Source organism: Aliiroseovarius sp. F20344 (assembly GCF_023016155.1).
Classification (GTDB): Bacteria; Pseudomonadota; Alphaproteobacteria; order Rhodobacterales; family Rhodobacteraceae; genus Aliiroseovarius.
This window is the reverse complement of record NZ_JALKBG010000008.1, coordinates 118,554-144,975: the sequence shown is the minus strand read 5'-3', so window position 1 is coordinate 144,975 and position 26,422 is coordinate 118,554. Positions and strand designations below refer to the sequence as shown.

The 26,422-nt window shown below is 56.2% G+C and carries 28 protein-coding genes; 16 read left to right on the top strand and 12 right to left on the bottom strand.

Annotated elements, in window-relative coordinates; all coding sequences use genetic code 11:
• Positions 1–163 precede the first annotated feature (163 nt).
• Together MWU55_RS09865 and mdh are read right to left on the bottom strand one after the other, a co-directional pair.
• Complete coding sequence (locus MWU55_RS09865; RefSeq protein WP_246935903.1) at positions 164–1,018, bottom strand: putative nucleotide-diphospho-sugar transferase; 855 nt, start codon at positions 1,016–1,018, stop codon at positions 164–166.
• A 178-nt stretch (positions 1,019–1,196) separates the two neighbouring features.
• A complete protein-coding gene (gene mdh, locus MWU55_RS09860) occupies positions 1,197–2,159 on the bottom strand; it encodes a malate dehydrogenase (protein WP_246935902.1) in 963 nt (320 codons plus the stop codon).
• A gap of 158 nt (positions 2,160–2,317) precedes the next feature.
• On the opposite strand from mdh, the gene MWU55_RS09855 reads away from it, so the two are divergent.
• Entirely contained in the window at positions 2,318–3,076 is a 759-nt protein-coding gene (locus tag MWU55_RS09855) for a sulfite exporter TauE/SafE family protein (protein ID WP_246935901.1), read from the top strand.
• Here MWU55_RS09855 and MWU55_RS09850 read toward each other — a convergent pair.
• Positions 3,073–3,396 carry a hypothetical protein gene (locus tag MWU55_RS09850; RefSeq protein WP_246935900.1) on the bottom strand — a complete coding sequence of 108 codons (324 nt, stop codon included), beginning with the start codon at positions 3,394–3,396 and terminating at the stop codon, positions 3,073–3,075. The genes MWU55_RS09855 and MWU55_RS09850 overlap by 4 nt on opposite strands.
• Positions 3,397–3,697: 301 nt before the next feature.
• Here MWU55_RS09850 and MWU55_RS09845 point away from each other — a divergent pair, with 301 nt between their 5' ends.
• The 9 genes from MWU55_RS09845 (at position 3,698) to MWU55_RS09805 (ending at position 11,007) form a co-directional block, all read left to right on the top strand.
• On the top strand, positions 3,698–4,546 hold the full coding sequence (locus MWU55_RS09845) for a CoA ester lyase (RefSeq protein ID WP_246935898.1): 849 nt from the start codon (positions 3,698–3,700) through the stop codon (positions 4,544–4,546).
• A 23-nt stretch (positions 4,547–4,569) separates the two neighbouring features.
• Positions 4,570–5,118 (top strand): NnrU family protein, encoded by a 549-nt coding sequence (locus tag MWU55_RS09840; protein WP_246935897.1) that lies wholly within the window; start codon positions 4,570–4,572, stop codon positions 5,116–5,118.
• A gap of 80 nt (positions 5,119–5,198) precedes the next feature.
• Positions 5,199–6,233 (top strand): MaoC family dehydratase, encoded by a 1,035-nt coding sequence (locus MWU55_RS09835; protein WP_246935896.1) that lies wholly within the window; start codon positions 5,199–5,201, stop codon positions 6,231–6,233.
• A gap of 253 nt (positions 6,234–6,486) precedes the next feature.
• Positions 6,487–6,870, top strand: a complete 384-nt coding sequence (gene sdhC / locus MWU55_RS09830; RefSeq protein ID WP_246935895.1) for a succinate dehydrogenase, cytochrome b556 subunit — start codon at positions 6,487–6,489, stop codon at positions 6,868–6,870.
• 11 nt (positions 6,871–6,881) lie between these two features.
• Positions 6,882–7,253, top strand: coding sequence for a succinate dehydrogenase, hydrophobic membrane anchor protein (sdhD, locus tag MWU55_RS09825; protein ID WP_246935893.1), 372 nt, complete (start codon positions 6,882–6,884; stop codon positions 7,251–7,253).
• Between the two features lie 18 nt (positions 7,254–7,271).
• Complete coding sequence (sdhA, locus tag MWU55_RS09820; RefSeq protein WP_246935891.1) at positions 7,272–9,077, top strand: succinate dehydrogenase flavoprotein subunit; 1,806 nt, start codon at positions 7,272–7,274, stop codon at positions 9,075–9,077.
• 12 nt (positions 9,078–9,089) lie between these two features.
• The gene (locus MWU55_RS09815; RefSeq protein WP_246935884.1) at positions 9,090–9,866 is read left to right on the top strand and encodes a succinate dehydrogenase iron-sulfur subunit; all 777 of its coding nucleotides are present in this window, start codon (positions 9,090–9,092) and stop codon (positions 9,864–9,866) included.
• A complete protein-coding gene (locus tag MWU55_RS09810) occupies positions 9,866–10,579 on the top strand; it encodes a hypothetical protein (protein ID WP_246935882.1) in 714 nt (237 codons plus the stop codon). Before MWU55_RS09815 ends, MWU55_RS09810 begins: the two co-directional genes overlap by 1 nt.
• Entirely contained in the window at positions 10,576–11,007 is a 432-nt protein-coding gene (locus tag MWU55_RS09805; protein WP_246935881.1) for a hypothetical protein, read from the top strand. The genes MWU55_RS09810 and MWU55_RS09805 overlap by 4 nt, the downstream gene beginning before the upstream one ends.
• A gap of 1 nt (position 11,008) precedes the next feature.
• Here MWU55_RS09805 and panC read toward each other — a convergent pair whose 3' ends face one another.
• Positions 11,009–11,845: a pantoate--beta-alanine ligase gene (panC, locus tag MWU55_RS09800; RefSeq protein ID WP_246935880.1), complete on the bottom strand. Its 837-nt coding sequence runs from the start codon at positions 11,843–11,845 to the stop codon at positions 11,009–11,011.
• Positions 11,842–12,669: a 3-methyl-2-oxobutanoate hydroxymethyltransferase gene (gene panB, locus MWU55_RS09795; protein WP_246935876.1), complete on the bottom strand. Its 828-nt coding sequence runs from the start codon at positions 12,667–12,669 to the stop codon at positions 11,842–11,844. Before panB ends, panC begins: the two co-directional genes overlap by 4 nt.
• Positions 12,670–12,823: 154 nt before the next feature.
• Between panB and MWU55_RS09790 the strand changes: the two genes are divergently transcribed.
• Both MWU55_RS09790 and MWU55_RS09785 read left to right on the top strand, forming a co-directional pair.
• Positions 12,824–14,293 carry an ABC transporter substrate-binding protein gene (locus MWU55_RS09790; RefSeq protein ID WP_246935874.1) on the top strand — a complete coding sequence of 490 codons (1,470 nt, stop codon included), beginning with the start codon at positions 12,824–12,826 and terminating at the stop codon, positions 14,291–14,293.
• Positions 14,294–14,345: 52 nt separating this feature from the next.
• Positions 14,346–15,062 carry a hypothetical protein gene (locus MWU55_RS09785; protein ID WP_246935868.1) on the top strand — a complete coding sequence of 239 codons (717 nt, stop codon included), beginning with the start codon at positions 14,346–14,348 and terminating at the stop codon, positions 15,060–15,062.
• An 18-nt stretch (positions 15,063–15,080) separates the two neighbouring features.
• Here MWU55_RS09785 and MWU55_RS09780 read toward each other — a convergent pair whose 3' ends face one another.
• From MWU55_RS09780 to MWU55_RS09770, 3 genes are all read right to left on the bottom strand, one after another.
• Positions 15,081–15,956 (bottom strand): DMT family transporter, encoded by an 876-nt coding sequence (locus tag MWU55_RS09780; RefSeq protein WP_246935866.1) that lies wholly within the window; start codon positions 15,954–15,956, stop codon positions 15,081–15,083.
• A gap of 125 nt (positions 15,957–16,081) precedes the next feature.
• Positions 16,082–16,822 (bottom strand): YebC/PmpR family DNA-binding transcriptional regulator, encoded by a 741-nt coding sequence (locus MWU55_RS09775; protein ID WP_246935864.1) that lies wholly within the window; start codon positions 16,820–16,822, stop codon positions 16,082–16,084.
• A 109-nt stretch (positions 16,823–16,931) separates the two neighbouring features.
• Entirely contained in the window at positions 16,932–17,384 is a 453-nt protein-coding gene (locus tag MWU55_RS09770) for an Lrp/AsnC family transcriptional regulator (protein WP_246935863.1), read from the bottom strand.
• 72 nt (positions 17,385–17,456) lie between these two features.
• Between MWU55_RS09770 and MWU55_RS09765 the strand changes: the two genes are divergently transcribed.
• Together MWU55_RS09765 and MWU55_RS09760 are read left to right on the top strand one after the other, a co-directional pair.
• Positions 17,457–18,050 (top strand): LysE family translocator, encoded by a 594-nt coding sequence (locus MWU55_RS09765; RefSeq protein ID WP_246935862.1) that lies wholly within the window; start codon positions 17,457–17,459, stop codon positions 18,048–18,050.
• 31 nt (positions 18,051–18,081) lie between these two features.
• Positions 18,082–19,863, top strand: coding sequence for an SLC13 family permease (locus tag MWU55_RS09760; RefSeq protein ID WP_246935861.1), 1,782 nt, complete (start codon positions 18,082–18,084; stop codon positions 19,861–19,863).
• A gap of 6 nt (positions 19,864–19,869) precedes the next feature.
• Here the strand turns inward: MWU55_RS09760 and MWU55_RS09755 are convergent, their stop codons facing one another.
• Both MWU55_RS09755 and MWU55_RS09750 read right to left on the bottom strand, forming a co-directional pair.
• The gene (locus MWU55_RS09755; protein ID WP_246935860.1) at positions 19,870–21,648 is read right to left on the bottom strand and encodes an SLC13 family permease; all 1,779 of its coding nucleotides are present in this window, start codon (positions 21,646–21,648) and stop codon (positions 19,870–19,872) included.
• 96 nt (positions 21,649–21,744) lie between these two features.
• Positions 21,745–22,569, bottom strand: a complete 825-nt coding sequence (locus MWU55_RS09750) for a TIGR00282 family metallophosphoesterase (RefSeq protein ID WP_246935859.1) — start codon at positions 22,567–22,569, stop codon at positions 21,745–21,747.
• A gap of 99 nt (positions 22,570–22,668) precedes the next feature.
• Here MWU55_RS09750 and MWU55_RS09745 point away from each other — a divergent pair, with 99 nt between their 5' ends.
• Together MWU55_RS09745 and MWU55_RS09740 are read left to right on the top strand one after the other, a co-directional pair.
• Positions 22,669–23,034 (top strand): hypothetical protein, encoded by a 366-nt coding sequence (locus tag MWU55_RS09745; protein ID WP_246935858.1) that lies wholly within the window; start codon positions 22,669–22,671, stop codon positions 23,032–23,034.
• Positions 23,035–23,070: 36 nt separating this feature from the next.
• Positions 23,071–24,387 carry a PepSY domain-containing protein gene (locus MWU55_RS09740; protein WP_246935857.1) on the top strand — a complete coding sequence of 439 codons (1,317 nt, stop codon included), beginning with the start codon at positions 23,071–23,073 and terminating at the stop codon, positions 24,385–24,387.
• Positions 24,388–24,448: 61 nt separating this feature from the next.
• Here MWU55_RS09740 and MWU55_RS09735 read toward each other — a convergent pair whose 3' ends face one another.
• Together MWU55_RS09735 and mgtE are read right to left on the bottom strand one after the other, a co-directional pair.
• The gene (locus MWU55_RS09735) at positions 24,449–25,009 is read right to left on the bottom strand and encodes a 5-formyltetrahydrofolate cyclo-ligase (RefSeq protein WP_246935856.1); all 561 of its coding nucleotides are present in this window, start codon (positions 25,007–25,009) and stop codon (positions 24,449–24,451) included.
• 22 nt (positions 25,010–25,031) lie between these two features.
• Positions 25,032–26,417 (bottom strand): magnesium transporter, encoded by a 1,386-nt coding sequence (gene mgtE, locus MWU55_RS09730; RefSeq protein WP_246935855.1) that lies wholly within the window; start codon positions 26,415–26,417, stop codon positions 25,032–25,034.
• Positions 26,418–26,422 lie beyond the last annotated feature (5 nt).

Sequence of the window (26,422 nt, the reverse complement as noted above, 5' to 3'; positions counted from 1 at the left end):
CATTGGGTCCCGGACAAGATGCACAAGTGAAGCAGAGGGCAGAAATGTTTTTTGCCAAAAAGCCCGATTTTTATCCAAACGCGCGAATTTTGTGATCACAGCTTAAAATGTGTGATCACAAATGGTTAATTTGCGCCCTGACGCACAGTTTGCGAATCTTCGGTCAGCGTAACCGACGCCAAATCGAGCGGGCCTGCTTCTTCACCATAGGTTGGCGATGCAAAAGACTGCCAATTTGATCTCGGGCTGTAGGGCAATTGATAAGCGTCCTGTCCCGACCAAGTATTTCATACAGCGCTTTCAGAGAAGTGTGATCCATGACTTCGCTCAGATCGAATGGGGAATCTGTTGCGATATCGAACCCAGGCTGACCATGTAGCTTTGTCACATGTAATAGACGCGGTGCCGCCATAAGCTTCCCCATCACCGGAATATAACTTATGTGCATCAGGTTATACTCAAGCGGCAAGACCCAGAACCGAAGTGCGGAATCCCACAACAGTTCCTTCAGAATTGGCTGGTCCCAGGACTCTCCTTCTGAGTCCATTCGTTTTTCCCATTTCGTCAGGAATGCCTGTGTCGCATCGGATTTGCGAACCCCCATAACGCCACTGTTGATTTGGCGAAATCCAACTGGCAAAGACAATCTAGGTTCACGCATGGATACGGTGCCATTGCCATATTGCGCTTGCGCACCGATGCAGTCCATCTGGCGCAAAAGTTCAAACAAATCTGAACAATCAGCAACAGTAACAACATCGCAATCAAGATAAACTGTATATTGAAACCTGCTTTTGCGCATCGCTTCAATCTTTGGACGCTTCCCCTTGTGTTGGAGTGGATGCACTTGATCAAAGACTGGATCGTCAACTGGCTCATCCGCGAAAAGATCAATTTGCACATCGTTCAGCACGGCACGCAAAGAACGGGCTGCGCGACAAGCAAGCCCGCGATACTGTGCCCCCGTGGCAGCAAACACAAAGCCATCATCATTTGTCATCGGGAATAAAAGCTTCAAAAATCCCCCCCTAACCCGACTAAATCAATTCACTTAATAAAAGGATTGGACTTCATCGAGCACAAAACTCACCCAAAGTCCACGACTCACCAAATTCCATCTACCCTTAATTGCAAAGCCAAAATAAAAAAAGCGCCCCCAAAACTGGAGGCGCAAATCGTAGTTTTTTGTAACTGGCTTATGCCAGCGAGCTGTCGATACCCTTACAAGCTTCAACAAGACCCTTCACCGCATCGACAGATTTGTCGAACATGGCTTGCTCGTCTTTGCTCAGCTCGATGTCGATGACTTTTTCGATGCCGTTGGCACCGATCACGGTCGGTACGCCAACATAGAAACCGTCAAGGCCGTAAGCGCCATCAACGTAGGCAGCTGCAGGCAGAACGCGTTTCTGGTCGTTCAGGTAAGCCTGAGCCATTTCGATCGCCGAAGCAGCCGGGGCGTAGTAGGCCGAACCAGTTTTCAGCAAGCCAACGATCTCGGCGCCACCGTCACGGGTGCGCTGCACGATGGCGTCCAGTTTTTCTTGGCTGGTCCAGCCCATTTTCACCAGATCCGGCAGCGGGATGCCACCAACGGTCGAGTAACGGGTCAGCGGAACCATGGTATCGCCGTGGCCGCCCAGAACGAAGGCGGTGACATCGCGCATGGATACGTCAAACTCGACCGACAGGAAGTGACGGAAGCGTGCCGAGTCTAGAACGCCAGCCATGCCGACCACTTTCTGATGCGGCAGGCCCGAGAACTCGCGCAGAGCCCAAACCATTGCGTCCAGCGGGTTGGTGATGCAGATCACGAAAGCGTTCGGGGCGTGTTCTTTGATGCCTTCGCCAACCGATTTCATGACTTTCAGGTTGATACCCAGCAGGTCATCGCGGCTCATGCCCGGCTTGCGCGGAACGCCAGCGGTCACGATACAAACGTCAGCACCAGCGATATCTGCATAAGAGGTGGTGCCCGAAAGGGCTGCGTCGAACCCTTCAACAGGACCGCTTTCCGCGATGTCGAGTGCTTTACCCTGAGGGATACCGTCCGCAATATCAAAGAGGACAACGTCGCCCATTTCTTTCAGTGCAGCAAGGTGAGCAAGTGTGCCACCGATCATGCCGCTACCGATAAGCGCAATCTTGGGTCTGGCCATGAGTGTGATCTCCGATCAGTTGTTTTCGGGCGCATGCCTAGTCCTAAAGTGCCTTTCGCGCAAGGGCGCTGCACTGCGGCATCACACTGGGCTTGCAACAGAATGCGACAGACGATAGCGCTAAAGCGCCCATTTTCCAGACTTTTGAGGGGATCATCATGCCCGAGGTTCTGGACCTCACTTTCTTTGCCTTTGCAATCCCGGCAGTGATCTTTGCCGGGATTTCCAAGGGTGGCTTCGGCTCTGGCGCTGCTTTTGCGGCGACTCCTTTGCTTGCGCTGATTCTGGATCCAGGCGCTGCGATTGGGCTGATGCTGCCACTTTTGATGCTGATGGATGTGACAGCCCTGAAGCCCTATTGGCGTAGGTGGGACACTCCTTCCGCTTGGGCGCTGATTCTAGGAGCCATTCCGGGCGTGGCACTTGGGGCTGCGCTGTACACAATTGCAAATCCCGACGTGTTTCGATTGCTGATCGGGGTGATCGCGGTTGGTTTCGTCCTATTCCAAATCGCGCGAGCGAAAGGCTGGATCCCCCCCGCCCAAAGCCCGATGTCCGGTCAGGCTGGCGCTTTTTGGGGGATGATCGCGGGTTTCACCAGTTTCATCAGCCATGCAGGGGGCCCGCCTGCCGCCGTTTATCTGTTGTCACGACGGTTGGACAAAACGACGTTTCAGGCCACAACGGTTATCTGTTTCTGGGCAATCAATCTGTTGAAGTTCATCCCCTATTTCGTCTTGGGGATATTCACGTGGCAAACGGCAAAGGCTGATCTTTTGCTGATCCCCTTTGCCGTTATTGGTGTCTGGATTGGCGTGCATCTGCACCACAAAATGTCAGAGCGGCTGTTTTTTGGTTTCACCTATTTGTTTTTGATCCTCACCGGGACAAAACTGATCTGGGAAGGGCTGACCTAAACCGGTTTGCCAAGGCGGGCCGGGGTCAGGTCTTCGTCCACCCTTTCAAACCCACGCCCTGCGGCAACCAAGCAGGTTACACCCTGTGGTGTGGTGACAGTGATGGTCCAGGTGCCTGTTTCGGGCGAGGCATAAACCTCGACCACCTGCCGATCCGAAGCAAGCCCGATGGATTGCCGCGTTTCGCCAAAGGTTTCGGCCAATCGGTGCACAACATCCGATCGCTCTGCGCAGCGCGTGGCGTTCTGGGCGTGCAATTGTCCTGCCGTCAGAAGGATCGCGCCGACACCCAGACTAAGGGCCAGAATATCCTGCTTCATGGATCTGTCCTTTCAATTGGGCCGATCAGCTGGGCCATCCGGCGTACCGGGGCATCAGGGCCGTGTTCTGTGTCGCGCCAAGCTGCATCCATTGTATCAGTGGCCAACTGTTGGCCCTCCCGTCACTCGGCAAGTGTCAGGGAACCCTGCGCCTTGAAGTCAAAGAAGTGGTTAACGTGCCGAACATGAATCGGTGATCACAGGGCAACTCGAAAAATTTCTGCATTGCGGCAAAGTTTGCCTTGCGATTTGGTGCGCAAATGTGATCCCTTGCGCAACAATATTGCGGAGACACAGAATCATGACCACACGCCCCTATCGTTCCGTCCTCTACATCCCCGGCTCGAAAGAGCGTGCGTTGGAAAAGGCCCGTGGCCTGCAAGCTGACGCCATCATCTTCGACCTTGAAGATGCCGTTGCCCCCGACGCCAAGGTCGAAGCACGTGCCATTCTGAAAGCGGAACTGGATAAGGGCGGCTATGGCAATCGTGCCAAGATCGTGCGGATCAACGGGTTTGATACGGAATGGGGCAAAGACGACGTGGCGGCTTTCGTTGGTGCGGATATCGACGCGATCCTGATGCCAAAAGTTGGCTCCGCCGCGCAATTGGATGAACTGGCCGCGCTGATCTCGAATGTGGATCTGTGGGCGATGATGGAAACCCCCATCGGCATGTTGAATGCCGCTGAAATTGCCGCGCATCCCCGCCTGAAGGGCTTTGTCATGGGCACAAACGATCTGGCGAAAGAGCTCAACACCCGCTTCCGCGCTGACCGTCTCCCCATGATGGGCGGGTTGCATATGTGCCTGATCGCAGCAAAAGCATATGGTGTTGTGATTGTTGACGGGGTTTACAACGCTTTCAAGGATGATGAGGGCCTAAAAGCCGAATGTGACCAAGGTCGCGACATGGGGATGGATGGCAAGACTCTGATCCACCCTGCGCAACTGGCCATCGCCAACGAAGCCTTCGCCCCCTCTGAAGCCGAGATTGATTTGGCCCAGCGTCAGATCGCTGCGTTTGAAGAGGCTGAAGCATCCGGCCAGGGCGTTGCAGTAGTGGATGGTAAAATCGTCGAAAACCTGCATGTTGAGACAGCAAAATCCATTCTGGCCAAAGCCGAAGCCATCACCGCGATGGAGGGCTGAGGCCCACTTAAAGGAACCTCGCCATGACGTTGCTAATTGCCGGTCTCGCCCTGTGGTATGTCGGACACTTCTGGAAACGCGCCCTACCCGGTGCCCATGCCAACATGGGTCAACGGGCCAAAGGGATATCTGCAATAATGATCCTGATCAGCGTGGTTTTCATGGTGATCGGGTATCGCATGACTGAAAGTTATGATCTTCACACCCTTCCTTCAGCACTGCGGCACGTGAACAACCTGTTGGTTCTATTCGCGCTCTATTTCATGAGCCCCGGCCCCTCGAAAGGTGCCATCTTCTACAAGATGCGCCACCCGATGCTGACCGGTTTCATCATCTGGGCTGTTGCACACATCATGGTGAATCCGGATCTGGCTTCGATGGTCCTGTTCGGGGCTCTGACGGTCTGGGCAGTGCTGGAAATTACCGTGATCAATCGCGCAGAACCGGATTGGCAGCCAAACCCCAAAGGGGCAATCGCCAAAGACGCCATGTTCTTTGTGGCCTCGATCGTTCTGCTGGTGATCATCGGATATATTCATGGGCTGATCGGCCCGTCCCCGTTCGGCGCGTAATCTAACTGCGCGGGCGGGATCCAAAACTATCGGCGGGCCGTTCCTTGTGCCCGCCAAGACATGAAAAACGGAGAGCTATAATGGCTAAAACCAACCCCGGACGTTTTTTCGAGGATTACAAGCTGGGCGACGTGATCGATCACGCCGTACCGCGCACCGTGGCAGAAGGCGAACGCGCGCTTTATCATGCGCTCTACCCTGCCCGGCATGCACTTTATTCCTCGGACGAGTTTGCTGGGGCGTGTGGTTTGGAAGGCTCGCCGATTGACGACCTGATCGCGTTTCACGTGGTGTTCGGGAAGACCGTCCCCGACATTTCGCTGAATGCCGTTGCCAACCTTGGCTATGCCGAGGGACGTTGGCTGAAACCCATTTATCCCGGCGACACGCTGCGCTCGCAGTCCGAGGTGATCGGGTTGAAGCAGAACTCCAACGGTAAATCGGGTGTTGTCTGGGTCCGCACACGCGGGTTCAACCAGATGGGCGAGCCTGTGATGGAGTATGTGCGCTGGGTAATGGTGCGTAAGGGCGATTTGGACGCGCCCGCGCCCGAAACCGTGATCCCCGAGCTGAAAAGTGTTCTTGAAGCCTCCGACCTTTCGATCCCCGAGGGTCTGTCTTTCGAGGACTACGACTTCACGCTGGCCGGGGAACCGCATCGCTGGGGCGACTACGAGATTGGCGAGAAGATCGACCATGTGGATGGCGTGACCGTCGAAGAAGCTGAACACATGATGGCCACGCGCCTATGGCAGAACACAGCCAAGGTGCATTTCGACGCCACTTTCCGCCCGGATGGTCAACGCTTGATTTATGGCGGTCACGTGATCTCGATGGCGCGAGCCCTGTCCTTCAACGGTCTGGCAAATGCCCAGATGATTGTCGGCTTGAACGGCGGCGCGCACGCGAACCCCTGTTTCTCGGGTGACACGATCCGCGCTTGGTCCGAGGTTCTGGACAAAGCAGACACCGACGCGCCAGGTGTTGGAGCGGTCCGCCTGCGTCTGGTTGCCGTCAAACACGGTGCGCCAGAATTTGCGCTGAAAGGCGAGGATGGAAAATACCTGCCCGAGGTCATGTTGGATCTGGACTACTGGGCGCTGATGCCGAAATAGGAGGTTGCGCCCTTTCCCAAGCAGGAATGGGCGCTCCAGTTTCGGAGTCGGGCTACACCAAATACCCGATTTATTCAGTAGGATAAATCCCGGCCAAATATGTGATCACAAATTTCAAATTCGTGATCACAACACCCAAAATACCACTCTGTTAGCGCAAATTCCTCTGTTTTTGATCGCCTTACTGCGTGACTCCGTGCCGCAAAAGGCGCTATTCCTGTCGTAAAGTCGAAATAGACAGAAGGAGGCCGCCATGGCCGACGTGAACAGAGGCAACCGCCCTCTTTCCCCGCATCTGCAAGTATACCGCCCGCAGCTGACCTCCATTACCTCGATCTTCGCCCGGATCACCGGGGTTGCCCTGCTGGGTGCTGCGATCTTGGTCGTTTGGTGGTTCTTTGCCGCTTCGATGGGTGCTGACTACTATAACGTTGTGAACGGTCTGATGACCTCATTCATTGGGGACGTTGTTATGTTCCTGGCTCTCTGGGCACTTTGCTATCACGCACTCTCGGGCCTGCGTCACCTTATCTGGGATATCGGCATCGGGCTTGAGGTCGAAACGGCCGAGAAGATGGGCCTTGGGGTCATCTTCGGTTCCGTCATTCTGGCGATCCTCGTCGCCGTGATCGTGTAAGGGGGACAATCATGAGCTATCTTACCGACCGCAAACGCGCCGTGGGCAAAGGATCTGCTGGATCCGGCACCGAGCATTTTTGGAATCAGGCCATTTCGGCTGTTGGCCTTCTTATCCTGATGCCGCTGTTCGCGCTGACCTTTGGCTGTGCCTTGGGCATGCCCTATGAGGACGCCATCGCGTATTACCAACGCCCCTTCCCCGCAATCATCGCAGCGATGACCCTTGTGACCGCCATGGTTCACTTCCGCCACGGCGTTCAGGTGGTGATCGAGGATTATTCGCGCGGCGTAACCAAAAAAGTGCTGGTGATTGTTTGCACCGCCCTTTCCTACACTGTTCTGGCAATCGGCCTGTATGGCCTTGCCCGCATCGCCTTTTAAGACCGGAGAGCAACCCAAATGGCAGCTTACGAATACGAAACGCACGAATATGACGTGGTCGTGGTCGGTGCTGGTGGCGCCGGTCTGCGGGCCACGCTTGGCATGGCCGAACAAGGTCTGCGCACCGCTTGTGTGACTAAAGTTTTCCCGACCCGCTCGCACACTGTTGCAGCGCAGGGCGGTATCGCCGCTTCCTTGTCCAACATGGGCCCGGACAACTGGCAGTGGCACATGTACGACACTGTGAAAGGCTCGGACTGGCTGGGCGACACGGATGCTATGGAATATCTGGCGCGCGAGGCACCCAAAGCGGTGTACGAGCTGGAGCACTATGGCGTTCCCTTCTCACGTACCGAGGAAGGCAAGATCTATCAGCGCCCGTTCGGCGGTCACACTACCGAATTCGGTGAAGGCCCTGCTGTGCAGCGGACCTGTGCTGCTGCTGACCGGACCGGTCACGCGATCCTGCACACGCTTTACGGCCAGTCGCTGAAGAACAACGCTGAATTCTATGTTGAATACTTCGCCATCGACCTGATCATGTCGGAAGACGGTCAGTGTCAGGGTGTTGTCTGCTGGAAGCTTGACGATGGCACGATGCACGTCTTCAACGCGAAGATGGTTGTGCTGGCGACGGGCGGCTATGGCCGTGCGTATTTCTCGGCCACCTCGGCCCACACCTGCACCGGCGACGGTGGCGGCATGGTGGCCCGCGCGGGTCTGGCTCTGCAGGATATGGAGTTCGTTCAGTTCCACCCGACCGGCATCTACGGCTCGGGCTGCCTGATCACCGAAGGTGCACGTGGCGAGGGTGGCTATCTGGTCAACTCGGAAGGCGAGCGTTTCATGGAGCGTTATGCGCCCCAGTACAAAGACCTTGCCCCGCGCGACTATGTTTCCCGCTCGATGACAATGGAGATCCGCGAAGGTCGCGGGGTTGGGCCCGAAGGGGATCACATCTTCCTGCACCTTGACCACCTTCCTGCCGAGGCTCTGGCCGAACGCCTGCCGGGCATTTCGGAAAGCGCCAAGATTTTCGCAGGTGTTGACGTGAACAAGGAACCGATCCCGGTTCTGCCAACGGTTCACTACAACATGGGTGGTATCCCCACGAACTATTGGGGTGAAGTTCTGAACCCAACCGCCAAGGATCCGACCGCTGTTGTGCCTGGCCTGATGGCTGTTGGTGAAGCAGGGTGTGCGTCGGTACATGGTGCAAATCGACTTGGTTCGAACTCGCTGATTGACCTTGTTGTCTTTGGCCGCGCCGCCGCGATCCGCGCTGGCAAGGTCGTGGACGCAGACAGCGCCAACCCTGTGCTGAACCAAGCGTCTGTTGATGGGGCCTTTGATCGTTTCGACGGTCTGCGCAATGCGAGTGGCGCGGTTCCGACCGCCGAGCTTCGCCTCGAGATGCAGAAGACCATGCAGGCCGATGCCGCAGTCTTCCGCACCGCCAAGACCATGAAAGAAGGCGTCGAGAAGATGACCGCCGTCGCCGCCAAGATGGACGACCTTGCTGTCACTGACCGCTCGCTTGTCTGGAACTCGGACCTGATGGAGACGCTGGAACTGGCAAACCTTATGCCGAACGCCTTGGCCACAATCCATGGCGCAGAAGCGCGCGAGGAAAGCCGTGGCGCACACGCACATGAGGACTTCCCGGACCGTGACGACAAGAAGTGGCGTGTTCACACTGTCAGCCGCGTAGATGGCAACAAGGTTGACCTGACATATCGTCCGGTCATCACTGACCCGCTGTCCACCGAGGCTGAAGGCGGTATCAACCTCAAGAAAATCGCGCCCAAAGCGCGGACGTTCTAAGGAGACGAGAAGATGGTACAATTCAAGCTCCCTAAGAACTCGACCGTTCGTGTCGGCAAAACATGGCCAAAGCCCGAAGGCTCGAATGTTCGCAAGTTCCAGATTTATCGCTGGAACCCGGACGATGGTGAAAACCCACGGGTCGACACCTACTTCCTAGACATGGACGCCTGCGGGCCGATGGTTCTGGATGCGCTGATCAAAATCAAGAATGAGATTGATCCGACCCTAACCTTCCGCCGGTCCTGCCGCGAAGGCATCTGTGGTTCCTGTGCGATGAACATCGACGGGATCAACACGCTGGCCTGTATTTACGGGATGGACGAGATCAAGGGCGACGTGAAAATCTATCCGCTGCCGCACATGCCAGTAGTGAAAGATCTGATCCCCGATCTGACGCATTTCTACGCACAGCACGCATCCATCATGCCGTGGCTTGAGACCAAGACCAACCGCCCCGCGAAAGAGTGGAAGCAGTCGATTGAGGATCGCAAGAAACTTGATGGTCTTTATGAATGCGTCATGTGCGCCAGCTGCTCGACATCCTGTCCGAGCTACTGGTGGAATGGCGACAAATACCTTGGGCCAGCCGCACTGCTGCACGCCTATCGCTGGATCATCGACAGCCGCGACGAAGCCACTGGCGAGCGTCTTGACGAGCTTGAGGACCCCTTCAAGCTGTATCGCTGCCACACGATCATGAACTGCTCAAAAACCTGCCCGAAAGGCCTGAACCCGGCCAAGGCAATCGCTTCGATCAAGAAAATGATGGTCGAACGTCACCTGTGATGCAGGGCCTTAGCGATGCAATTCTAATGGCCGCCCTTGCCGGGGCGGCCATTCCTTTTGGAGCTTGGCTTGCCCGGTTCGACAGGCTGTTTCCCGGCAAACTTCGTGACCAGGCCAATCACTGGATCATGGCGTTTGGTGCAGGCGCACTGCTTTCTGCCGTTGCGCTTGTTCTTATCCCTGAAGGGCTTGGTCGTGTTTCCGGCTTGTTTGCACTTGCGCCGTTACTAATGGGTGCTCTCGCTGCCCTGATCGTTGACATCGCCATGTCACGGACAGGTGGTTCACGCGCGCAATTCATGGCCATGTTGATGGACTTCATCCCTGAAACCATCGCACTGGGGGCTGTGATAACGGCGGAACCTCAGCTCGCACTGCTGTTGGCAGCATTGATCGGCGCACAAAACCTGCCCGAAGGGTTCAACGCGGACAGAGAATTGGAAGTTGGCAGTCAAATGCCACGCGGCAAGCGACTGGCCCTTTTCGCGTTGCTCGTCCCGCTGGGACCGATTGCGGCTGTGATCGGCATGACGATGCTTTCCACTGCGCCCGCTATCCTTGGGTGGCTGATGCTGTTTTCTGCAGGCGGCATCCTGTACCTCATGTTTCAGGACATTGCGCCGGAACTGCCTATCGAACGAAGCTGGACACCTCCGCTGTGGGCCATTCTTGGCTTTGCGTTGGGATTGGCAGGACATATCCTGACGACATGACAGGCTATTCCGGCACCCCACTTGAAAAGAAACTTGGCCTGAAGGACGGGCAGCGTGTGGCTTGGATCAATCGTCCCGCCGCGCATGATTATCTTACTACCAGCTGCGCATTCGTTGCCGTTGATGACACGTCACCTGACGCCTTAACCGGTCCATATGATGTGATCCAAATGTTCACCTATGACCGCGCTGCTTTCGAAGCCGCCATGCCCCAGCTTCTCGCCGCGCTCGATATGGACGGCATGATCTGGATCTCTTGGCCCAAGAAAGCATCAAAAGTCCCGACAGACATGACCGAGGGCGTCATCCGCAACGCGGCCCTGAAGACCACTTTGGTCGACGTGAAGGTGTGTGCCGTAGACGAAATCTGGTCCGGCCTAAAACTGGTGATCCGCAAAGAACATCGCGCTGATCACGGACAGGGCTGACCTAAACTTCGATGTTGTCGATCAGACGCACGTCTCCAAGCATGGCAGCGGCCAGAAGACGTGCGGGGCGGGACAGGTCTTTCACCGGCTCTAGCGTCTCTGCATCACGCAATTCCAGATACTCGACCGAATGATACCCAGCATGCTCGATTTGAGCTTTGGCACTGTCCAGTACCACGCGTGGTTCAGCACCCCGGCGAATAGCGACTGCGGCGCGGTCCATTTCGGCCTTTAATGCCGGCGCAATGGCCCGCTCTTCTTGGCTAAGGCGCACATTGCGCGAGGACATCGCCAATCCATCATCCTCACGGATTGTGGGGCAGCCAATCACTTCGGTCTCGATGTCCAAATCTTTGGACAGGCGACGAACCAATAGCATCTGCTGATAGTCTTTCTGACCAAAACAGGCCACATCCGCGCGGGACTGCAAAAACAGCTTCGACACCACGGTTGCGACCCCATCGAAATGGCCGGGACGATGTGCGCCTTCCAAATCTTCGGTCAGGCCAGACACACGCACATTGGTCGCGAACCCCTCGGGGTAAATCTGGTCAGGCGTCGGTGCATACAGAGCATCCACACCATAGGGTGCCAGCTTCTCTGCGTCGTCTTCCTCTGTCCGGGGATAGCTATCCAGATCATCCGGATTGTTGAATTGTTTGGGGTTCACGAAAATCGTGACGATAACACGGTCCGCTTGCTTCTTCGCCTCTTCCACCAAAGACAGATGGCCAGCATGCAACGCGCCCATCGTGGGCACTACGGCGACACGTTCGCCTTTGAAAATCCAACTGCGGCGCAGGGTGCGCAGCTCGTCCTTGGAACGGATGATCTTCATTTCTTTTTGACCTCATCTGCAAAGACGTGCTCGGGCGCCGGGAAACTGCGGTTTCGCACCTCATCGGCGTATTTGGCAATGGCTTTTTCGCCGACTTCACCCAGGGTTGCGTATCGCTTGGCAAACTTCGGCTTGAACGCTGTGAACAAGCCCAGCATGTCATCCACAACTAATACCTGCCCATCACATTGCGCTGAGGCACCGATGCCAATCGTGGGGATCGACACGGCTTCGGTGATTTCGTTCGCAAGGCTTTCCGGAACTTTCTCAAGCACGACCGAGAATGCGCCAGCAGCCTCGACCGCTCTGGCATCCGCCATCACACGGGCGCGGTCTTCACCCCGACCCTGAACTTTATATCCACCAAGCGTGTTGATCGCCTGCGGCGTCAGACCCACATGGGCCATGACAGGGATCGAACGGCTGGTCAGGAAGCGGATGGTTTCTTCCATCGACACGCCGCCTTCCAGCTTGACCGCGGCTGCCCCAGTTTCGCGCATCAAGCGGGCGGCGTTGCGAAAGGCTTGCTCTGGGCTTTCCTCATAGGACCCGAAGGGCATATCCACGATCATCATGGATTGCTTCAGCCCCCGTTTAACGGCAGCCCCATGCAGGCACATCATATCCATCGTCACGCCCAGCGTATCAGGCAGGCCATGCACCACCATCCCAACGCTGTCACCCACAAGAACCATGTCGCAATGCGCGTCCATCATCTGGGCTGTGGGTGTGGCATAGGCGGTCAGCACCACCAGTGGCGTGTCCCCTTTACGACTACGAATATCCGACGGCGTCGGTGCTGTTACTTTGGCCGAGGCGCTCATGGTTTCCCCTCCCTGATCCACTTCGCTTCTCGGCAATATAATGCTGCGACGCAGAAAATCAAAGGGGAGATGACGAAACGTTCTTTCCTTGCCTTAAGGGAATTTCCCGCGTTTCATGGGGCATATCCCGCGAAACGGGACAAGGAGGACCACGATGACCAACCTTAAACTTACTGCAAGCGCTTGGGCGCTGATGGCAACGACTGCGCTGGCTGGAAATGACGCGATCACGCTGGGAATGGTGCTTGAACCGCCAAACCTTGACCCAACAGCAGGGGCTGCAGCGGCCATCGATGAAGTTGTCTATGCAAATATCTATGAAGGCCTGACGCGGTTCGGCCCCGATGGCGCAGTGTTGCCCGCTTTGGCAAGCAGCTGGGAGGTCAGCGAAGACGGGTTGTCCTACACGTTCGCCCTTCGTGAAGGGGTCACCTTCCACGACGGAACGAGTTTTGATGCCGAGGACGTCGTGTTTTCGCTTGATCGCGCGCGAGCAGAAGACTCGACCAATGCGCAGAAAGCCCTGTTCAAGGACATCGAAAGCGTAACAGCCGTTAACCCGACATCGGTGCAGGTGAAGCTGACCACGCCCAATGGCAACTTCCCCTTCAATATGGCTTGGGGGGATGCGGTGATTGTAGCGTCTGAAAGCGTCGAAAACGCAGCGACCAACCCCGTTGGAACAGGCCCCTTTAGCTTCGTTGAATGGGCTAAAGGCGACCATGTGACCATCGCGCGCAATGACGCCTATTGGGGCGACGCACCTGCACTTGCCAACGCGACGTTCAAGTTCATATCGGACCCGAACGCGGCCTTTGCGGCCATGATGGCGGGTGATGTAGACGCGTTCCCAAACTTCCCCGCGCCAGAAACGCTGGGCCAGTTTGAAGCCGATCCGCGCTTTAACGTGATCGTTGGCTCGACCGAGGGCGAGACGATCCTGTCGACCAATAACAAGTCCGGCCCGCTGGCCGATGTTCGGGTGCGTAAGGCCATTGCCCATGCGATCAATCGTCAGGACATCATCGACGGAGCCATGCATGGTTATGGCACGCCCATCGGCACTCACTTTGCGCCGCATAATCCGGACTATGTTGATTTAACCGGAAACTCGGCCTTTGACCCAGAGATGTCGAAATCCCTTCTTGCTGAGGCTGGCGCGACCGATCTGACCCTGCGTCTTATGCTGCCCCCGCCCGCCTATGCCCGTCGCGGAGGCGAGATCATAGCCGCCCAACTGCGCGAGGTTGGGATCAACACCGAGATTTCGAACCTCGAATGGGCGCAGTGGATCGAACAAGTATTCAAAGGCAAGGATTTCGACCTGACCATCGTCAGTCATACGGAACCTGCGGACATCAACATCTATGCCCGTCCGGAATACTATTTCCAGTATGACAACGCCGATTTCCAAGCGTTGATCGAGAAACTGTCGGTCACATCAGACCCCGCCATGCGGTCGGACCTGAACAAACAGGCCCAACAGATCATCGCGGACGATTATGTGAACGGGTATCTGTTCCAGCTGGCGAAAACCGGTGTGGCGAATGCCAAGATCAACGGCTTGTGGGAAAACGCGCCCACACAGGCGAATGATTTGACTGGGGTAAGCTGGTCTGAGTAATCCTGTTGGGCGGCAGAAATGCCGCCCATCTTGCTTATTTTAAGGTTCTATTATGCGAATTACTTTCATCCCCGTTGCAGCTCTGGCTGTGTCTTTTGCCCTTTCAGCCTGCAACACCACATCTGGCGGCACGACACAAAGCCGGGAAGAACGCGGGCAAGCCATTTTAGCCCAATGCATCGCGTCCGAATGCCAACGCCTTGATTTGGACGGAGCACGACTGCCGGACTATAATGTCGTCAAAGATTTGCCTCATGTGCGCGCCCTGATGGTCAGCTACACCGATTTCTCTGATCTTTCGGTGCTGGAGGGGAATGCGCAGTATTCGGAACTGCACATTGGGGCCAGCAATGTGACCGACTTGACCGCACTTCATAATTTTCCAAATCTGAAGCTCCTTCACGTACAGGATCTGGATGTCACAGACTACACGCCCATTCGGAAACTCAAAAACCTCGAAGAGCTCGCCATTGGTCAATCTGCCTTCAAGGATCTGACGCTTGTGCGTAATCTACCGCGACTGAAACGCCTCGATATTGAACGCTCGGATGTTGATGATCTGTCTCCGCTGAAAGGCAACAAGTCCATTGAAGAGCTGGAAATGAGTTTCCTTGAAATTGAAGATCTCTCTCCGCTTTTGAGCATGCGCAACTTGAAACGCATAACGTTCGATATGGAAAACCTGGCCGATGATCAGAAAGCGATCCTCGATACGTTGCGGGCACGTGGCGTCGAAGTTGAAGCAGTCGAAATTATCGTGGTGTGCTAACGCTTTCACGGAAATAACTCAGCTCTTCGGCTCGTTCGGGTTCGGCGTCACGCGGCGCTTCAGAATAGTCTCGCGCCACGTAATATAGGTGACGGCCGCCATGATCACACCCGCGCCGACAACCACCCAGAAATCCACCGGTTCTGCGAAGAAAATCGCGCCCGTGGCGGCCGCCCAGATGATTTGCACGAAAGTCACGGGCTGAGTGACCGATACGGGCGCCTCAGCAAAGGCACGCGACATGGAATAATGGCCAGCGGTGGCAAAGAACGCCACGACAGCCAACCACGCCATCTGCACTAATGTAGGGGGCACCCAGGCCATGTAGGCTGCTGGCACCAGCCCGATCGTCACAGTAAGCGACATCATGGCCACCACCACGCCCGCAGTCGCATCCTGCGCCAGACGTTTCGCGATCAGATAGGAAACCCCCAGAAAAATCGCCGTGAACACCATCGAGATATGACCGCCCCCAAGCTCACGCAGCCCCGGTCTTAGGATGATCAGCACGCCAAGGAACGCGGCGGCAACGGCCAGCATCCGTCGGGTTGAAAAGCTTTCCCCCAGAAACACGGCCGCCCCAAGCATGACGTAGATTGGGGTCAGATAGTTCATCGCCACGACCTCGGCCACGGTGATCTGGGTCATGGCGTAGAACCAACAAAGTACCGCGCCCGTGTGGACCACCCCGCGTAGCACAAACAGTTGCCACACCCGTTTGGGGAATTTGATCTTGGTAAGCTGCCCGATAGCTGGAAGCACAAAAACAAGGCCGAAGACATAGCGCAGAAAGGCCGCTTGGGATGAGGGCAGCTCTTGCCCTACATATTTCACCAGCGCATTCATCATCACAAAAAACAGACCTGCCGCCAGCATCCAAAGGATGCCATGCATAGGCCGCTGATCAGAGGAAACGCTTTCGTTCATCCGGCGACATGACACCGGATAGAGATCGAAAACAAGAGACCCCGGCGCGTTTCCACGAACCGGGGTCTTTCTTTAACCAGATGGGGTGCGGCTTAAAGCTGCTCCATCACTTCGTCCGAAGCTTCAAAATTGGTGGTGACGCGCTGCACGTCATCATCATCCTCAAGCGCATCCACAAGCTTCATCAGCTTTTGCATGTTCTCAAGATCCAGCTCGGTGGTGATATTTGGCTGCCAGATCAGCTTGGTCGATTCCGACTCGCCCAACGCGGCTTCCAATGCGGTGGATACTTCGTTCAAATCTGTGTCGGCGCAAACGATACGATGGCCGCCCTCGTCGCTTTCGCAATCCTCGGCGCCAGCTTCGATCGCGGCTTCCATTACAGTATCTGCATCGCCTGCTTCGGCAGGGTAGATCACTTCGCCCTTACGGTCGAACATGAAACCAACGGAACCGGTTTCGCCCAGGTTCCCGCCGTTCTTCGTAAAGGTCGAGCGCACGGTCGATGCGGTGCGGTTTTTGTTGTCGGTCATGGTCTCGACGATGACGGCAACACCATTGGGGCCGTAACCTTCATAGCGGATTTCGTCATAGTTCTCGGCGTCGCCACCTTGCGATTTCTTAATCGCGCGTTCGATCACATCCTTGGGGACCGACTGCGACTTGGCCTCTTTCACGGCCAGACGCAAACGCGGGTTCTTGTCGGGATCCGGGTCGCCCATTTTGGCAGCCACAGTGATCTCTTTGGCGAGTTTCGAAAACAGTTTCGAGCGCAGTTTATCCTGACGACCCTTGCGGTGTTGGATGTTTGCCCATTTTGAGTGGCCAGCCATGGCGCCCTCCGACTAAATCATTCATTCGGGGTTCAATAGCCCAAGCGGCCAACAAGGGGCAAGGGGCCTTGCTGGATTGGTTGGGTTTAGCACAGTTCGCAGAGGATTTTCATGCGCGATCATCCTTCGGGGATCCCATCACCACATGGGTCACAATCTGATGCACCTGCGGCAATGTTCCCAGCTTATCGGTGTGGAAACGTTTATAAGCAATCAGGTCTGCTGCCTCGACCCGCAGCAAATACTCCACGGTGCCGGTGATGTTGTGACACTCGCGCACCTCATCATAACGCGCCACGGCCTTTTCAAAGCCTTCCTGAGCCGCTTTGGTGTGGTCATTCAGCCCGACCGTCACATAAGCCACGAACCCCACTCCCATCGCCACTGGATCAAGCACAGCCCGATAGCCCGCGATAACGCCCTGCCGCTCAAGTTGCTGCACTCGGCGCAGACAGGCCGAGGGGGACAACCCCACACGATCGGCCAATTCCGTATTGGGCAGGCGACCATCCGCCGACAGCTCGCGCAATATTTGCTGATCTATTTTATCTTTTATCCGCATAGATTGCAGAATAAGCGCGATATTACACAATTTTGCAATCACAAAGCGCCCGTATACGGCAATAATCCTCATATGTCTTATGATCTTCTTCTTGCGCTTGTCGCATTCGCCTTTGTGTCGTCCATCACGCCGGGACCGAACAACTTGATGCTTATGGCCTCGGGGGCGAATTTCGGTTTCCAACGCACGATCCCACATATGCTGGGCGTGGCCGGGGGATTTGTGTTCATGGTGGTTTTGGTGGGTGCCGGGCTTATGCAGCTCTTTGACCTATACCCCATCAGCTACACGATCCTGAAAACCGGAAGTGTGATCTACCTTTTGTGGCTAGCGTGGAAAATTGCGCGCGCAAGTGAACCCGGAACTGGCAAGGCTGGCGGAACGCCGATGACGTTTTTGCAAGCGGCGGCTTTTCAATGGGTAAACCCAAAAGCTTGGGCGATGGCCCTGACTGCGATCAGCGTCTACGCACCAACGCGCGATATGGGGGCTGTGATTTTGGTGGCCGTAATTTTCGGAGCTGTGAACCTTCCATCCGTCTCCACATGGACCGTACTAGGTCAGAAAATCCGCGTGATCCTTACGAACCCAACGCGGCTTAAAGCCTTTAACGTCACCATGGCTCTGCTGCTGATTGCCACACTTTTCCCCGTAATCTACGGGTGACGCGCCCTGCCCTTCGCGGTAAGCCTTGGGTATGACGACAGATCAAATCATTCTTTTTTCGCTTTTCGGTGCGGTTTTTGGGCTGCTTCTTTGGGGCCGCTTCCGCTATGACATCGTTGCCTTTTCTGCCCTTATGTTGGGGGTGGTACTGGGCGTTGTGCCCATAAAAGAGGCCTTTTCTGGCTTCGGGCACCCAGCCACGCTGGTCGTGGCGCTGGTGCTGGTCGTTTCGGCTGGTTTGGTCCGGTCAGGCGCCGTGTTCTTGATCACCCGAACCCTTGTCGATGCATCGCGATCCCTTGGGTCGCACATCGCACTGATGGGGGCCATTGGTGGTGTCCTATCTGCCTTCATGAACAACGTGGCTGCGCTGGCGTTGTTGATGCCCGTAGACATTCAAACCGCCCGTAAAGCGGCGCGTCCTGTGGGGCTAAGTCTTATGCCATTGTCCTTTGCCACCATTCTTGGCGGCATGGTCACACTGATCGGCACGCCCCCCAATATCATCATCGCCGCCATCCGCGAAGATTCCTTGGGCGAACCTTTCAAGATGTTTGATTTTGCACCTGTTGGGGGCGTGACCGCCATCGCAGGTTTGATCTTCGTGGCGTTGATCGGTTGGCGCCTGATCCCGCAGCCAGATGCAGGCAAAAACGGGTCCAACCCCATGGATGAGTTCGGCCAATATGTTGCAGAGCTAACCGTGCCTGAAGGCTCAAAACACATCGGCAAGCGCGTGAAAGAACTGCTGGAGACGGCTGAGAAAAACGATGTAGCCATTCTTGGCCTCGTCCGGAATGGCGCGCGGAGATACGGCACCCAACGCGGCACCAAACTGGTTGAGGGGGACGCCCTGGTATTAGAGGCAACACCCGAAGCGCTGGACGAATTTCGCGCTGCAACCGGGTTGGCCTTTGCCGAAGGAACCCGTGAAGAAAAACTGAAAGCCGAGGGCGACGGCCTATCAAAAATCGAAGTCGTCGTGCCCGAGAACGCCCGGATTGCCGGTAAAACCGCGCAGGCCATCGGGTTGAACTGGCGACAACGCTCGGTCCTGATGGGCATTTCACGGGCAGGTAAGAAAATCGCCCAACAGGTGCGCAAGACCGAAGTGCAACCAGGCGACATCCTGCTTCTGCTTGTGCCGCAGGGCAACGAGGCAGACGTGACCGAGTGGTTGGGTTGCTTGCCTTTGGCTGAGCGCGGCTTGACCGTCACCCGCGACGAAAAGGTCTGGCTGGCCATTGGCCTTTTTGCTGTGGCTGTCGCGGCGGCAAGCTTTGGGTTGGTGTATTTGCCTGTGGCGTTGGGGTTGGTTGTGGTCGGCTATGTCTTGGCCAAGATCGTACCCCTATCAGAGCTTTACACCCATATCGAATGGCCCGTCGTGGTGCTTTTGGGGTCCATGATACCGCTGGGTGCCGCGTTGGAAAGCTCTGGCGGGACCGAGCTGATCGCGGGGGCCTTGGTCGGTTGGACCGAAGGATTACCCGCTTGGGCCGTGTTGACGGTTTTGATGGTGGTCACCATGACCTTGTCGGACGTTCTGAACAACACGGCAACAACCATCGTTGCTGCCCCCGTGGGCATTCAGATGGCGCATGCCTTGGGCAAGAACCCTGACCCTTTCCTGATGGCCGTCGCAATCGCCGCGTCCTGTGCGTTCCTGACGCCCATCGGGCATAAGAACAACACGCTGATCCTTGGCCCTGGTGGCTATCGCTTTGGCGATTACTGGCGCATGGGCTTGCCGCTCGAGATCTTGGTCGTTGTCGTCTCAATCCCAGCAATCTTGGTGTTCTGGCCGCTATAGCCGGGACTAAAGTGGCCAGATAAACGGGATCAGGATCGACGCCAGAATGCCGACAGTCAGGTTCAGCGGGATGCCGACCTTCAAGAAGTCCGAGAACTTGTAGCCCCCGGGACCATAAACCAGCGTGTTTGTCTGATAGCCGATAGGCGTTGCGAAACTGGCCGAAGCGGCCACCATCACCGCAACCACCAAGGGTCGCGGGTCAAGCCCCAGCGCGTGGGCCAGACCAATGGCGATTGGCGTGACCACCACGGCGACCGCGTTGTTGGACACAAGCTCGGTCAAGACTGATGTCAGAAGGTAGATCGCCCAAACGATCAGGAACGGGGGAAGCTTTCCTAGAACGGGCGCGATGCCCTCAGCGATCAGTGCAACCGCGCCTGAGCTTTCCAACGCCGCCCCGATGCCGAGCATCGAGAAGATCAACACAAGCAACCGCCCATCTACGGCCCCGAACGCTTCGTCCGCGTCGATACAGCGGGTCAAAAGGACAACCGCTACGGCCAGTACAGCCAACAGGAAAATCGGGGCCACGCCGAATCCTGCAAGGGCCACCAATCCAAAAAGTGCTGCCACCGCAATCGGGGCGTGACCACGTCGATATTCGCGATCGGACGGCGCCGACACATCCACTAGATCCATGTCCTGCGCCAGCCGTTGAATGTCTTCCGGCGCGCCCTCCAGCAGCAGCGTATCGCCGACGCGCACCACGAGCTCATCCAACTGACGTCCGATATTCTGGTTCTTCCGATGCACCGCGAGCGGATACACACCGTACCGACGACGCAAGCGCATCTTACCCAGCTGCTTGCCAACCATCTTACAGCCGGGCGAGATCAGAACCTCGACCGTGGTGGTTTCGACGGCAGAGACCTGATCCACGCGCTTCAAGCTTTTATCGCGTTGCAGGCTAAGCAGTTCCGTCATCGCTGTCCGAAGCACAACACGGTCACCGACTTGCAGCGTGACGCCGGCCATGTCCCGCCGTAGCGACGCATCACCACGAATAACGTCAACCAGCCGCACGCCTTCGCGCTTGAACAGCTGAACGCCGTTGACCTCGCGCCCAACCAGGTTTGATTCCGGCGGGATCACAGCCTCGGTGAAAAACTTCTTGCGGGATCTGTCTGTCAGAAGCGTTGCCATGCTGTCGCGGTCAGGCAGGATCTTGGGTGCAATGAAGCGAAGATAGAACATGCCCCAAGCCACCAATGCGATGCCAAGCGGGGTGACTTCGAAAATCGTGAAAGGCTCAAGCCCGCCTTCACGCGCAACACCATCCACCAGAAGGTTGGTGGACGTCCCAATCAGGGTCAGCGTGCCGCCGAGAATTGCGCCATAGCTGAGCGGGATAAGCAGCTTCGATGCTGATTTGCCGATTTTCTTTGCAAGCTGAATAAACACCGGGATCATGACGACCACCACCGGCGTATTCGACACCACCGCAGAGGACACCACCACAAAGCCCATCAACGCAGCCAATGCCAACATCGGGCTGTGCTCGGCCTTCTTTTCTGCGATCTGTGTGAACCATTGAAGCGCGCCTGTCCGCACCAAGGCGCCCATGACAATGAACATCGCAGCGATGGTCCACGGGGCGGGATTGGAAAGCACTTCCAGTGCACTTTCATAGTCGAGAATTCCCATAATCAGCATGATGGACACGCCGCCAATGGCAACAACTTCGGTAGGGAAGCTTTCCCGCAGGAAAAGGACAAACATCCCTCCGACGGTCAGAAGGGCAATCACCGCCTGCGTTGTGGCGCTGAACTCGAATAAACCCATGCACAGTCCCCGTTTAATCGCTTGGTTTAGTTTTGCCCTGCGCAGGGGGTATGAGCAAGCGCACTTTTGTCGCGCGATCGGAAAGCGTTGTAGGACTTAGCTTGCATCCACAGGAGAAACTTGCGCCAAACGGCCCCCGTTGCGCACCATTTGCACCCGAGTTGCTTTGCCAGTGCGATCATCCGTTTCGATATACAGACCGGACAATGTGGCTTCCCCTTCGGCGGGCGTGAAACGGCCTTTGGCCATCCCGGTTACGAAACGGCGCATCGGCTCTTCTTTTTGCATGCCAATCACGCTGTTGTAGTCTCCGCACATGCCAGCATCCGTCAGGTAAGCCGTTCCCTTGGGAAGGATCTGCGCATCCCCGGTCGGCACATGAGTGTGGGTTCCAACAACCACGCTCGCGCGTCCATCACACCAATGCCCGATCGCCATTTTCTCGGACGTCGCCTCGCAATGCACATCAACCAACGACGCCTGCACAGCCCCGCCCAGCGTGTATCGCTTCAACACAATGTCGACCGCCGAAAACGGATCATCAAAGGCGCGCTTCATGAAAACCTGCCCCAGAACTTGCGTGACAAGGACTTTTCGTCCGCGCGCATCCGCGAACACACGCGCGCCCACGCCGGGGCATTCCTTGGCGAAGTTCAACGGGCGGATAATACGCTTTTCCTGTTCGCAATGGGTCAGCATATCGCGCTGATCAAAGGCATGATCGCCAAGCGTGATGACGTCCACGCCAGCATCCAAAAGCCCCTTGGCATGGTTTGCGTTCAAACCATGCCCACTGGTTGCGTTCTCACCATTGGCCACGACGAAATCGAGCTTCCAGTCTTCGCGAAGCCCCTTCAACCGTTCCGCCACTGCGCGCCGTCCGGCACGCCCCATGATATCACCAAGAAAGAGTATTTTCATGGCAGTTAGCCCTATTGGCATGAACGCAAAAGGGCAAGGGCGGGTAAACATCCCAACAAAAATCTGGAGCTTTTTTGTCACCTGCGGTAGCTCATCATTATGAGGAGCTTCACTCGCATCTTACTGACCGCTGCATTATGCCTTGGGGTTGTTTTGCCCAAGATTGGTTCGGCCGTGCAGATGTTGGTGTTGGGCGAACTTCAAACCGTGGTTCTATGTACGGGCGACGGCATTATAACGATCCGCATTGACGCTGAAGGCAACCCTATTGAAGAGGTAAGTGACGAAGCCGAGCCCTGTGTGCTGGGGAACATCCTGATCACTGTTGTGACCCCGCATACACATTGGCAGGCCCTTGCGCGCAGCTATGTTCTGACCACTGGTTTGCGTGAAATATCTTCACACGTCGATCCGCCTTACATGCGCAAACGACCAGCCCGCGCACCCCCAATCCTGACTGTCTGAACCAACTCAAACAACAGACTTTCAAGGATAAAACCAATGACAACTGACACGACCGCGGCTACGGCTGCGCGCGCACCTGTGCAAGGTGGCGCATTCTATCGACTGGTATGGAAATGGCATTTTCTGGCGGCACTTTACGTTCTGCCCTTCATGCTGATCCTTTCAATCTCGGGCGGGATCTACCTTTACAAACCTCAAATCGAAGGCTGGCTCTATGCCGATAGGCTGCATGTCGAGATCACAGGAACACCTTTGACCTACGCCCAGCAAATCGACGCCCTAACGCAAGCCCGAGGCATGAAACGCCTTCGCATGGTGACGGTGCGTGATGATCCAACCCGATCCACCACGATTGAATACAACGACGGCGAAAACATCCGTTCTGTCGCCTGGGTGGACCCCTATTCAGGCGAAGTTTTGGCCTCTGTCCCGCGGGACCGGCTGATCATGCGCATGGTCAAAAAGTTTCACGGAGAGCTTTTGGGTGGTGCGTTTGGCACCAAGTTCGTTGAACTGGCTGCTCATTGGGCCATCGTTATGATGATCACGGGCGTTGTTCTATGGTGGCCGCGTGGCAAGCGCAGCTTGCGTGACGCAGTTTCTCTGCCGCGTTCACCAGGCCGTGCTTGGTGGCGCGAGACGCATATGTTCACCGGCATGTTGGCGGCTGTTCTGATAACCCCGCTTCTGATCTCGGGCCTGCCATGGACCGATGTCTGGGGCGGCGGTTTGAGCTATGTGCAAAAGCAAACTGGGCAGGAATCGGTTTCGCTGCGGTTCGGCGGTCGCAAACCGAAATCAGCAACTGATAACGGCGACACCTTGCCCATTGAACAAATCGTCGCAATGGGATGGGAACAAGGGCTTGTCTCTCCCATCGAGGTGAAACCGCCACGCAAAGCAGACGCAGCTTATTGGATGCGGTCTGGTTCCCGCAATCGGTCCGAGCAAACAGAAATTCTGGTTGATCAGTATTCCGGCGATGTCCTAAAGCGCATCGAATTCAGTGAGAATCCGGTCATCGCAAAGACCGTGTCTTATGGCATTAGCCTGCATCAGGGTGAATTGTTCGGTCCACTGAACCTTGCGCTGAACACGCTTGCGGCACTGCTTGGCGTTGTGCTGTCTGTATCCGGCTTTGTCGCATGGTGGAAACGCCGCCCGGCGGGAGAGCTTGGTGTGCCGCGCGCACCCGAGACTAACTTGGGCTGGGGCATGGGCGCGACAGTAATTGTGCTGATGCTGCTTTTACCGCTTATGGGGGCCAGCCTGCTTTTCGCGTTGCTTCTGGATTGGCTTTTGTTCCGCCGCATGGGTTGGTTTCGCAGCGACGGCGTGCAACCGGCTGAGTAACACAACGGTTTTCCGAAACAGAAATGGGTCCGTCTTCACAGAGGGGCCCATTTAAAGCGATTTAGAACCAAATGACACCTTCGTCCGTCACGATGGCGTCCAAAGGTTGATCGGTTGATTCCAGTGGCAAATTGTCTGCCTGCTGCGCTGTATAGGCATAGCCGATGGCAAGTGTTGGACGTTCTGCGCGAAGACCCTCTAGGGTTCGATCATAGAAACCGCCGCCATAGCCCAATCGTCCACCTTTGCTGTCAAAAGCCACCAAAGGGACGACTACAACTTCTGGCGTGATGAATTCGAGTGATGCTGGAATTTGCGCCCCAAAAGGCCCATTCACCATGTCACTGTCGGGACGCCAGTTTGCGAATTTCAACGGTTGATCCTCGCCTTGAATATAGGGGACGCCGATGGTTGACCACGCGGCCATTGCTGCCATTGCGGGCAGCGGATTGATCTCGGTCCGGATTGGCATGTACCCGGAAATCGGCTTGCCTTTATGCTCGCTCAAGACCGAGATCAGATGCGCCACTCCCAACGCAGAACGCGCTTCGCAATGTGCTTCTTTACGGCGGGCAAACGCAGCTTTTCGGGCATCCGCTTTCACAGCAGTCAGATCGGTCATGGCTTGGGTCCCGTTGGGGTTGTCAGATCAGCATCACAGCCGCAAGGCCAAGGAACGCAAAGAACCCCACGACATCCGTCACCGTGGTCACAAAAGCCCCAGAGGCCAGCGCGGGATCGATATCCATACGGTCCAATACGACCGGAATGATAACACCCGCAAGCCCTGCGATCACAAGGTTCACGACCATGGCGACGCCGATCACGACACCAAGCAAAGGTGTTCCAAACCAGATCACGCCGACTATCCCCATAACCACCGCAAATATGATCCCATTGACCAAGCCAACGGCCGCTTCGCGCCGGATAACCCGCCAAAGGTTTGCGGATGTAAGGTCTTTTGTTGCGATGGCACGCACCGCAACCGTTAGGGACTGCGTGCCGGCGTTGCCGCCCATCGAGGCCACAATCGGCATTAAGACAGCCAAGGCGACAAACTGCGCAATCACCTCGTCGAACTGAGCAATCACAAGCGATGCTAAGATCGAGGTCACAAGGTTCACCGCCAACCATGGAAAGCGGCGTTTGGTGGTGTCGACGATCTTATCTGACAGAGAGCTTTCTTCCGCCACACCCGCAAGACGCAGGATGTCTTCTTCGTGCTCTTCATCCAAGATCGCCATAGCGTCGTCGATGGTGATCACACCAACAAGCCGCTCATCTGCGTCCACAACGGGGGCAGAGATCAGGTGGTATTGGTTAAAGGCATACGCTACCTCGCCCTCGTCCTGCATGACGGGGATCTTGCGAAAGCTATCTTCGGTGATGTCCGTCATGGGAACTTCGCGTGCACTGCCCATAAGTCGACCAAGCGTGACATACCCTGTAGGCCGCATGCGCGGATCAACAAGGATCACATGATAAAACTGTTCCGGCAGATCATCCTGAGCACGCAGAAAATCAATGGTTTGACCTACGTTCCAATGATCCGGAGCCACCACCAGCTCACGCTGCATTAAGCGGCCAGCACTTTCTTCCGGATAAGATAGCGACTGCTCAACAACCACCCGGTCGTCATCATCCAGAGCGTCCAAAACGGCTTCGGCCTGAGGGTCGTCAAGATCCTCGATCAGGTCGACAACGTCATCCGTTTCCAGCTCGCGGACAGCCTCGGCAAGCACGTCAGGCGCCATTGCCTGAACGACCTCTTCGCGTAGCCCTTCTTCCAGTTCAGACAGAACTTCGCCGTCAAACTCTGTGCCGTAAAGACGGACGAAACCGTCCCGCTCTTCTTTGGGCAATTGTTCGACAAGGTCGGCGATGTCTGCAGCGTGCAGCGGCTCGAGCAATGCATGAAGCGCTTCCGCGTCATCTGCCGCGATCGCCTGGCGAACCGGGCCAAAAGTCAGGTTGTCCAGTTCATAGTCGCCATCTTCAGGCACGTCATCCAAATGTTGATCATCCAGCATCGCGC